Source organism: Persicitalea sp. (assembly GCF_041751555.1).
Lineage (GTDB): Bacteria > Bacteroidota > Bacteroidia > Cytophagales > Spirosomataceae > Persicitalea.
Map to the genome: position 1 here is coordinate 1 of NZ_JBGSXF010000136.1, position 10,307 is coordinate 10,307.

At 48.4% G+C, this 10,307-nt stretch carries 8 protein-coding genes, 1 tRNA gene and 1 pseudogene; 4 read left to right on the forward strand and 6 right to left on the reverse strand.

The window, feature by feature from the left end; all coding sequences use genetic code 11:
- Window positions 1-760: pseudogene (locus ACEW8P_RS04565) on the reverse strand (asparagine synthetase B); the annotation flags it as partial.
- A 107-nt stretch (window positions 761-867) separates the two neighbouring features.
- On the opposite strand from ACEW8P_RS04565, the gene ACEW8P_RS04570 reads away from it, so the two are divergent.
- From ACEW8P_RS04570 to ACEW8P_RS04580, 3 genes are all read left to right on the forward strand, one after another.
- Window positions 868-2,112 (forward strand): ABC transporter permease, encoded by a 1,245-nt coding sequence (locus tag ACEW8P_RS04570; protein ID WP_373511925.1) that lies wholly within the window; start codon window positions 868-870, stop codon window positions 2,110-2,112.
- A gap of 75 nt (window positions 2,113-2,187) precedes the next feature.
- Window positions 2,188-2,271: transfer RNA gene (locus ACEW8P_RS04575), tRNA-Leu, on the forward strand.
- Between the two features lie 123 nt (window positions 2,272-2,394).
- Window positions 2,395-3,369: an ABC transporter ATP-binding protein gene (locus ACEW8P_RS04580; RefSeq protein ID WP_373511926.1), complete on the forward strand. Its 975-nt coding sequence runs from the start codon at window positions 2,395-2,397 to the stop codon at window positions 3,367-3,369.
- A 78-nt stretch (window positions 3,370-3,447) separates the two neighbouring features.
- Here ACEW8P_RS04580 and ACEW8P_RS04585 read toward each other — a convergent pair whose 3' ends face one another.
- The 5 genes from ACEW8P_RS04585 to ACEW8P_RS04605 form a co-directional block, all read right to left on the reverse strand.
- A complete protein-coding gene (locus ACEW8P_RS04585) occupies window positions 3,448-4,080 on the reverse strand; it encodes a vancomycin high temperature exclusion protein (protein WP_373511927.1) in 633 nt (210 codons plus the stop codon).
- A 17-nt stretch (window positions 4,081-4,097) separates the two neighbouring features.
- Complete coding sequence (locus ACEW8P_RS04590; protein WP_373511928.1) at window positions 4,098-6,743, reverse strand: DNA gyrase/topoisomerase IV subunit A; 2,646 nt, start codon at window positions 6,741-6,743, stop codon at window positions 4,098-4,100.
- Between the two features lie 173 nt (window positions 6,744-6,916).
- Window positions 6,917-7,546: a CoA pyrophosphatase gene (locus tag ACEW8P_RS04595; protein ID WP_373511929.1), complete on the reverse strand. Its 630-nt coding sequence runs from the start codon at window positions 7,544-7,546 to the stop codon at window positions 6,917-6,919.
- A gap of 12 nt (window positions 7,547-7,558) precedes the next feature.
- Complete coding sequence (locus ACEW8P_RS04600; protein ID WP_373511932.1) at window positions 7,559-9,094, reverse strand: NAD(P)/FAD-dependent oxidoreductase; 1,536 nt, start codon at window positions 9,092-9,094, stop codon at window positions 7,559-7,561.
- A gap of 92 nt (window positions 9,095-9,186) precedes the next feature.
- The gene (locus tag ACEW8P_RS04605) at window positions 9,187-9,528 is read right to left on the reverse strand and encodes a MauE/DoxX family redox-associated membrane protein (RefSeq protein ID WP_373511930.1); all 342 of its coding nucleotides are present in this window, start codon (window positions 9,526-9,528) and stop codon (window positions 9,187-9,189) included.
- 76 nt (window positions 9,529-9,604) lie between these two features.
- Between ACEW8P_RS04605 and ACEW8P_RS04610 the strand changes: the two genes are divergently transcribed.
- A partial coding sequence (locus tag ACEW8P_RS04610; protein ID WP_373511931.1) for an acyl-CoA dehydrogenase family protein occupies window positions 9,605-10,307 on the forward strand: 703 nt, incomplete at its 3' end.

The window sequence follows — 10,307 nt, forward strand, 5'->3', positions numbered from 1 at the left end:
CGGGGTCGCCGTCGTACGGGGATTCTACGATATCCACCCCGGCGGCCGCGATTGCCAGGTCGTAGGTGTCGGTGGCGTTGCACATGGCGAACATAAATCCGCCGCCCGCAACAAACTCCTGGATTTTACTGACGACTGCCATTTTCATGCTAGAAACCTTCGCGAAACCGAATTTTTCGGCGATCTGTTCTGATTCGCGTTTCTGTTCGCGGTACCAGGGATAATCTTTAAAGGAATAAAACTTACCGTACTGTCCCGTAAAATCCTCATGGTGCAGGTGGAGCCAATCGTATTCGGGTAGCTTACCGTTGAGAACCTCCTCATCAAAAACTACGTCATAGGGTATTTCGGCGTAAGTAAGGACCATCGTTACAGCATCGTCCCAGGGCTGTTTTGATTTAGGGGAATAAACGGCGATTTTCGGAGGTTTTTGCAATTTGACCGCGTCCATATTGGCGTCGGGCGAAGAAATCTCATTAAGAATCTGGGCAGCATTACCTTCGGAAATTACCTCGAAGCTCACACCGCGAATCGTCATTTCGGTGGCGAATTTCTGGGTGTAGGTGACCAGGAAACTACCCCCGCGATAGTTGAGTAGCCAATCGATTTCGGTGTTATATGCTTTCAACACCCAAAAGGCTACACCGTAAGCTTTCAGGTGATTTTTTTGGCTGTCGTCCATCGGAATTAAGAGCCGATTGGCCATTGAATGAGTGGATATGGCCCAAAAAATGATAAGCGGAATAAACAGCCGTACCATCGGCTTGATTCTGTGAAGCATCCTGTGCAGATTTACCCTATTGAATTGATTGTTAGTTTCCATAACGAATTTAGTGCAAATATTGTGCAAATAGTAGCCCGAGCTAAATGAATATCCTAGAAAACTTCCTTGAAGGACTTCGGTCCATCCAATCCAACATGCTCCGCACCGTGCTGACAGCACTTATCATCGCCATCGGGATTACCTCTTTGGTCGGCATCCTGACGGCAATCGACGGTATTAAGAGTTCTGTTGAAAGTAGCTTTGCCGATTTGGGGGCTAATACCTTCGATGTCAGCAACTATTCTAGTAATAATAGGCGCTCGGGCGGACGAAAGATGAAGAAATATGAAGACATCGATTATCGAGAAGCTTCGCTTTTTTCCGCCAAATTCAAAGAAGACTTTGGTGGAAAAGTATCACTCTCTTCCGGCATTGGCGGGGCAATTCAGGTAAAGTACTTATCGGAGAAAACAAATCCCAACGTCAGCATTAATGGCGTGGATGAAGATTTTTTATCCATCAAGGGCTACTTTATTGACAAAGGCCGTAACTTCTCAAAAAACGATCTTGAGAATTCGCTGAACGTGGCCATCGTAGGGCAAGAAGTTATCAGAACCTTATTTCCTCGAGAAGACCCGATGAACAAGATCATAAGTTTCATGGGCGGGCAGTTCAAGATTATTGGTGTGTTACAGAAGAAGGGTTCGCTGGGTGGCGGTACCGGAGCCGATCGTCTGATATTAGTACCTTTGGAGACGGGAAGGGCTTTGGCCGCCAACCGCGCCCTTACTTTTCAGATTACTGCCTCTGCCCCAGATGTAGAAGATAGCGAATACATTATCGAAGAGGCTCGCGGTCTGATGCGCCGGATTAGGGGTGATGAGCTGGGTAAACCCGATTCGTTCGAGATCGAGCGGGCTGATGCCCTGTCGAAGGATTTTGTGGACATTATAGGATACCTTAGAATCGGTGGCTTTGGTATCGGCATTATTACTTTGTTGGGAGCCTCGATTGCTTTGATGAATATAATGATGGTATCCGTCACCGAAAGAACGCGCGAGATCGGTATTCGAAAGTCGCTGGGCGCTACGCCAAGGGTAATCCGCTTTCAATTTCTAATGGAGGCCATTGTCATTTGCATCATGGGTGGCATAGCCGGGCTATTACTCGGAATTATGATCGGGAACATAATTTCTAATACCATAAGCACCGACAGCGTATTCATAGTCCCATGGTTTTGGATGTTCATGGGGATCATCGTTTGTATTTTTGTTGGCGTCATATCAGGTATTTACCCCGCAATTAAAGCCTCGCGGCTGGATCCGATCGAAGCACTGCGTTACGAATAGACAAATATTTTACAGCAGTTGCTTGGGAAATGTGGGTTTCTGCCTATTTTTGCCCTCCCAAAGCGCAGGCAATTGGCCCGGATGGCGGAATTGGTAGACGCGTTGGTCTCAAACACCAATGGGGTTACACCCGTGCCGGTTCGACTCCGGCTCCGGGTACCGGGACGAATCCCCGAGCATTACGCTCGGGGATTTTTGTTTGCTCACCTTGCATCCGACATACAAGGTATCCTGATATTTTCGTCCAGTCTTCCTTTAAAACTACCCAGCTCGACTTTCCAGATGACACTCTTAAAAGTAAAATCCCTCCACAAAAAATTTGATGATAAAACCGTCCTTTCGGATATCAACCTGGATTTAAAAAAAAGTGAGTGGGTGGGTATCATCGGCGAGAGTGGTTCCGGCAAAAGTACTTTGCTCAATATTTTGGGCCGCTTCATCGACGCTGACGAAGGAAAAGTTTTCCTGAACAACCAGGAAATGCCTTTGGTCAAAACTCAACTCATGAAAGGCTCCGAAGGTATTAAATTAGTTCATCAGGAATATGAGCTTTTTCCCAACCAAACTGTGCGGGAAAATATAGCGTACGCACTGCGCTTCTATGAGCCGAAGTACCGTGAGGGAAAAGTGGAGGAGCTTCTCCAGCTTACGCGGCTGCATGAAGTTCAAGGTCGAAAAGCCAAACTTCTTTCCGGCGGGGAAAAGCAACGCACCGCTCTGGCTCAGGCACTAGCCGAAGTACCTGAACTACTATTGCTTGACGAGCCTTTCGCCCACCTCGACCAAAAAAACAAGCAAACTTTGGCTGACGCTATTGAAGATTTGAAAAGTACCCACCGACTCACTTGCCTGTTCGTGACGCATGATGCTGGTGAGGCACTCGCCTGGGCCGATCGAATCATGATTTTGAGAGAGGGAGAAATGATACAAGAAGGCAGCCCAGAGGAAGTGTATCAAAAGCCGGTCAACTTATACGTGGCACAGCTGACCGGACATGTTAATTTGTTCGCAACGGAGAAGGCAGGGGAGTGGCAAATGGTTCGGCCCAATTATTTGCGCGTGGTGAAAACAGAGGAAAGGGCACGTTGGAAGGCAGTGATCACCAAAATACGATTTAAAGGCACACATTATGAGTACTTTTGCCGAACTAGCGACGGAGAATACCTTACATTTTATCGGAGCAGAAGAGACAGTAAAGTAGGTGAGGGGGTGTTTTTAGCTTGCGGCAGAAAACATATCAAAAGCATCTCCAATTAGCTGTCCGAGGTGTTTTTATGATTTTGGATTGGTTGGGGCAAATTGGCTTAGGGAATATCAAATATGTTGTCTTCAATTTCACTGCATCACATTGTATCCTGACGTTTCCGGTCGATAAATGTGAACATCTATTACCGCCTTGGGCCTAGCAAGGTACTCACGGATTAAAGTCCGTAAGGAATACCCCGCCGGAACATCCTGTGCTGCGAAAGAAATAGCGTTAATCCCTTCTTTTTGAGCGATATACAAGGCTCTGGCATTATGGAAGTCCTGCGAAACGATGGTAATGTGATCCTGCTTGAAGATATTTTTGCAGCGGATGATGGAATCGAACGTGCGGTAGCCTGCGTAGTCGAGCAGTAAAGCGGATTTGGGAATACCCAGTTTGAGCATTGCCTGTTCCATATCCTGCGGTTCATTGTAGTACTTCGAGTCATTGTTGCCACTGAGGATCAGCGATTTTACCTTACCTTCGTTAAAGAGGCGGGCAGCGGCTTCCATACGGTACTTGAAGTAAAGATTCTCCTCTCCATCCGAAGTAGCTTTGCTGGTTCCCAGCACTAACCCCACTTGATTAGTCGGCAGGCTGTCAACCACGAAGTAGCTGTTAGGGCGAGTGCTGACGACTACCCATACATTGCAAAGTAAAATGAATACGATTCCAGCAAAAGTGATTGAAATCAGGATTTTAATGATTCGTTTTACCCGCATGATATCTTGGTTCCCACTTATTCAAACATTCCCAACTGACTCTTCCCATTGGCCGATGCACCGATTTGCCTAACGTTAGGGATAGAGATTTTTTCCGCTGGGGTAGAGCCATTGTCAGGTTCCGACGTTTCTTCTTCTTCCTCACCATCATCAACCGGTATCGGCTCGAGCCAGTGAATTTTAGTGACCTTGTCAGCGGTCAGTTTGTTGCCAATCGCCTTCCAGCCGCGCACATCCACAGCCTCTTCAGCAACAATCTCTTCTGTTTCAACCGATTTTTTGGTGGATTCTTGCGAAGAAAGCTCCAGACGAGGTCGTTTCTCCAGCGTCGTAAGCAGTAGTTTGCTACCTCGCGCGTCGCTTATGAAGCCAAATTTCTTGTCAACGGTCGTAGTTTCAACTTGAAAACGCTTGATGAAGTGCGCCTTAGTACCTGCATCGTAATATACCGCTGTAACGGTGCGATCAGGATCGAACTTAGCTACTAGCAGTACTTCGCGCGGCTCGTAATGGTTGGTCAGATCGAAATTGGTCAATTCGTAGGAACCTTCTTTGTAAATAACCAGCACCGTATCGTCGGAATCGAAGTTTCCCAGGAAAAGGCCCCTCTCGTCACGATTGAGACGGCCGATCGTGGGATCGTACCAAATGTCCACACCGCCGAGCGTCGAGCCGCCCGCTTGTTTGAGCGTAATCTTCCGGACGGGGTACTTGGTGAGAATGTTACCGTTGGCATTGCGGTTTTTAATCAAAAGATCGGCGTAATTGAAGTCGAACTGTTTTACCTTGGCTTTGCATTGCGCGGTAAGGTTGATCGTAATGATCTCCGCTTCGCCATTATCGTTGGCGGTAAAGTACGTCACTTTTGAACGGGGCGTCCCCTGAGTCAGATCATACTCACGGTCGCGTGTAACGGCCGTGACTTGAAAGCGCTTGATGTAAGAAACACCGGATTTACCTTCCAGATAAACCATATTATACACCTTCCGCTCGTCGCCTTTGACGAAGACCGAGACGTAAATAATATCTTTACCGACAAAGACCTTATCCTGAATCTTCGTGACAGTACAAACCCCATCTTTGCGGAAAACGATGATATCGTCGATGTCGGAGCAGTCCATGACGTACTCGTCCTTTTTCAGTCCGTAACCGATAAAGCCGTCGGCGCGGTTTACGTACAGCTTTTGGTTGTTAGCCGCTACTACATTGGCCGAAATTTGCTGGAATGCCCGGAGTACCGTCTTCCGCTCGCGACCTTTGCCAAATCTTTTGAGCAGGTCTTTAAAGTAGTCGATCGCAAAACGGACGAGATTAGCCAGGTTGTCTTCGGTTTCGGCCAACTCCTGCTGCCATTTCTTCATCAACTCATCAGCTTTGAAACCATCGTATTTCGAGATACGCTTGATGCGGATTTCGGTCAGATTGACGATGTCATCCTCAGTAATTTCGCGATAGAATTGATCTTTAAATGGTTCCAACCCCTTGTCGATACGCTTGATGACGTCCTCAAATGTTTCGGCTTCCTCGATGTCGCGATAAATCCGGTTCTCAATAAATATTTTTTCAAGGGATCCGTAAAGGATTTTTTCCAGTAGATTGGCTTTTTTAATTTCTAATTCTTGCCGCAGCAAATCCACGGTCTTCTCGGTGTTGTAACGCAGAATTTCTGTTACACCCAGAAAATGGGGTTTATCACCGACAATAACACAGGCATTGGGCGAAATCGACACCTCGCAATCGGTGAAAGCGTACAGCGCGTCCATCGTAATGTCGGGTGACACGCCGGGTGCCAGGTGAATCTGAATCTCTACGTCGGCGGCGGTATTATCCACCACTTTCTTTACCTTGATCTTGCCGCTGTCATTAGCCTTAATGATAGAGTCGATTATGGAAGTCGTTGTGGTACCGTAGGGTATGTCCTTCACAACCAGCATCTTCTTGTCCTCTTCTTCAAGCCTGGCCCGCACTCTGATTTTGCCGCCGCGCTCGCCGTCGTTATAGTTCGTCACGTCCACGTAGCCGCCCGTCTGGAAATCAGGGTATATCTCGACCTTTTTATCTTTCAAAATATTGATGGAGGCCTCGATCAGCTCACAAAAGTTGTGGGGCATAATCTTGGTGGAAAGCCCCACTGCGATACCTTCCACACCCTGCGCCAGCAGAAGCGGAAATTTCACGGGTAGTGTAATCGGTTCGCGCTTCCTGCCATCGTAAGAGAGTTGCCAAACGGTAGTGTCGCCGTTGAAAGCTACCTCTTTGGCAAATTTTGAGAGTCGTACTTCAATGTAGCGTGGCGCGGCGGCGCTATCGCCCGTGCGGACATCGCCCCAGTTGCCCTGAGTGTCGAAAAGTAGCTCTTTCTGACCGAGGTTGACTATGGCATCATTGATAGAGGCGTCACCGTGCGGGTGATACTGCATAGTGGAGCCGATGACGTTGGCGACTTTATTAAATCGGCCGTCGTCCATTTCGTTAAGCGCGTGCATAATGCGCCGCTGCACGGGTTTCAGGCCGTCTTCGGTGGCGGGAACGGCCCTCTCCAGAATTACATAGGAAGCGTATTCAAGGAACCAGTTTTCATATAAGCCTGAAATTGGCGTTTTTTCGAGTAGTTCGCCGTCTTCTTGGGGAATATTTTCGAGGTTTTCGGTATTTTCTTCCATGTAAGGGAGAAGGGAATTAAGGATTTGGGTGGGGGAGGGTAAAAATACGAAAAATTTAAGAGAAAATGGCTTCTGCGTTCAGCATTCTTCGTTTTTGGATATCTTGGATTAATGATTCACACCTGGTCACGATATGGCCAAGCGCTGAATATCTGACAAAGAAGAAATTTGAACTAGGATCCGAGAATATCTAACAATTCGCTAATCATCATTGCGGTTGCACCCCACACTTTGTAGTTCTGAACAAGATAATGGGGGGCTTGAATGTAATTCTCTGCCACCTTAATTTCGCTGCTGCCGATAATGGATTTGTCCTCGATTTCACGCAGAGGTACTTCCAGTACTTTTTCGACCTCGCGTGGGTCAGGAAAAAAATCGGGGCGGTAGGGGATATGAGCTACTACGGGCAGCACGAAGAAATTGCTCGGTGGAATGAAAATTTCACTAAGTACACCCTCCACTTGCACATCGGTCAGCCGGAGGCCGATTTCTTCCTGTGCCTCCCGCTTGGCGGTGCGGATCAAGTTTTCATCGGTCGGCTCGAATCGCCCACCGGGGAATGCCATTTGGCCAGAGTGCACACCGTCGTAGGCCGGACGTAAGATCAACGGTACATAAATCTCTCCCTTGTGCGGATAAAAAAGTACAAGTACAGCGCTCTTCCGGGTTCGGGCGTTAGGGCGAGCTTTCAGCCGTAATTCCGAGTTGGTTAGCATACGGGCGTGGGCCAACTGACCAGGCAAAGGCCTTTCAAACTTTTTCTGCAAACTAGTTACGAAGTCTTCAAAATAGGGCTGTGGCATTATTGGTATGGGTTATTTCTTGCCATACTTCAACACTAATTGTTCGGCGCAGCGTTCACCATCCATCGCTGCCGACATGATACCGCCCGCGTAACCTGCTCCTTCGCCGCAAGGAAAGAGTCGCTGCACCTCAGGGTGTTCGCATGTTTTTGAATCGCGTGGTATTCTGACGGGCGACGAGGTGCGACTTTCCACACCAATGAGCTGGGCCTCAGCCGTAAGGTAGCCGCGCATCTTGCGGCCAAAATGTTGGAAAGCTTCTCGCAACGGTGCGCTAATATGGTCGGGTAGCACCTCGCGCATGTCCATCGACACGAGCCCGGGCTGATAAGAAGTATCACGTAGACTATTGGAAACCTTTCCTGCTACAAAATCGCTGACTATTTGTCCGGGTGCGGCTTGTCCGTTTCCCGCCAAACGGCAAGCAGTTTGTTCCACCTCACGCTGTAATTGAAGCCCTGCTAATGGGCCAAAGTCGGCGAATCTTTTGGTGTCTTCGGGTTGAATTGCTACCACGATTCCCGAGTTAGCGTAGCGAGAATCACGTCGTGAAGGGGACATGCCGTTGACGACCAACTCGCCGGGAGCCGTGGCGGCTGGAACAATAAAGCCTCCCGGACACATGCAAAACGAGAATACGCCACGCTGGACTCCTCCAAAATACGTCTGTGTTACCAAATTATAGGAAGCCGCCGGCAAATACGGTCCTCGGTCGGGCTGGCAGCGGTATTGAATGCGGTCGATGACGCGCTGCGGATGCTCGATTCTGACGCCCATCGCGAAAGGTTTTTCCTCGATGAGTACCCCGCGTTTTTGTAATAACTCAAAAATGTCTCGTGCCGAATGACCCGTTGCCAAGACCACACCTTCGCCGATGTGTTCCCGGCCATCAGCAGTAACTACACCTTTGATCTCATTATTTTCAAGCAGTAGGTCTTCTACGCGACAATCAAAATGAATTTCACCGCCCGCTGCCAAAATGGTCTCCCGCATTTTAGCGACAATTTTGGGTAGTTTGTTGGTGCCAATATGCGGATGGGCTTCTACCAAAATGTCCTCACTCGCGCCGTGGGCTACGAAAATTTCCAGAATTCTTCGAATGTTACCGCGTTTGTTGGACCGAGTATAAAGCTTGCCGTCAGAATAGGTACCCGCACCGCCTTCACCAAAACAGTAGTTGGAGTCGGGATTTACGATGTGGTGTTTGTTGATGGCCGCCAAGTCGCGTCTGCGCGCCCGTACATCCTTACCCCGCTCCAAGATGACTGGCTTAAAGCCAAGTTCGATCAATCGTAAGGCCGCAAAAGTCCCGGCGGGGCCACAGCCAATAACAATTACTTCTGAGCATTGAGAAACATTATTTACAGGTTTTTTATATTCGATAAAATCATTGGGTACTTCACCGTCAAATACCTCCACCTGCACGTTGACCTTGACCTGCTGGCCACGTGCGTCTATGGATTGTCGGGTTTTACGAAGGGTGATATTTTTCGCTGCGCTGATTCTCAGGTCAGCCAGAACATATTCCCGAAATTTATTTTCCTCCATCGCCACTTCGGGGGGAAGAATGTATTGTTTTGTACGAGACAAGTTTGATTATGAGCTATGAGTGATGAATTACTATTTCTGCCGCTAAGCTGTCATTTCGTATATCGGTAAGCCCACCAAATCAATAAGAGTTGAATGGGCAAGCGACCCCAGCGAAACCAGGGCGACATTTCCTGGAACTTAGCTCCATAAGCCATGTACAGGTTGGCAGGAAAAACGGCTATCAAAAGCAAAATTATTCCCCACGCTGCCCACATCCGGGTGGAGGGGATGAACAATAACATGCCCAAAACGATTTCTGCCAAACCGGAAGCCACCACCAAAAAATTGTGGAAAGGCAGGTAAGGTGGCATGATTGCCAAATAAAACTTCGGGCTTATAAAATGGTATATTCCCGCCAAAATATACAAGCTGCCCATAACATATAAAGACATAGGCGATCCAGGTTTTGTTTTTTAAATAAGTAAAACTCCAACACGAACCGTCGAACGGTTTTGACTGAAGTAAATTATGACTGACTTTTTCAACATTGACGAACTACTAAGCAAAGAAAATCGACTGATCAGAGAATCGGTGGCCGAATTTACGGATACCGAGATAAAACCAATTATCGACTCTTACGCCCAACGGGCTGCCTTCCCAGCGTACTTGGTGCATCGCTTTGGTGAATTAGGTATTTTGGGTGTGACGCTACCCGAGGAATACGGAGGTACGGGGGCAGATTACATCAGCTACGGATTGGTCTGTCAGGAGATCGAACGCGGCGATTCGGGTATGCGTTCGACGCTATCGGTACAAAACTCGCTGGTGATTTGGCCAATTTACACATTTGGGACCGGAGCGCAGAAGGAAAAGTACCTGCCAAAGCTAGCTTCGGGCGAGTATTTGGGTTGCTTCGGTCTGACCGAACCCGACCACGGCTCCAATCCGGCAGGAATGCAATCGCGCCTCACCGAAAGGGAGGGCGACCTCCTTTTGAATGGTTCCAAAACCTGGATTTCCAACGCCCCACTGGCCGATGTGGCGGTTGTTTGGGCGCGAAATCCGGCCGGAAGGGTACAGGGGATTATCCTCGAACGTGGAATGGAAGGCTTTTCTACGCCAGAAATTGCTAACAAATGGTCGCTGAGGGCGAGCACTACGGGCGAATTGGTATTCGACAACGTAAAAGTACCCGAGGAAAATCTACTTCCCGACGCCCTGGGCGTAGGAG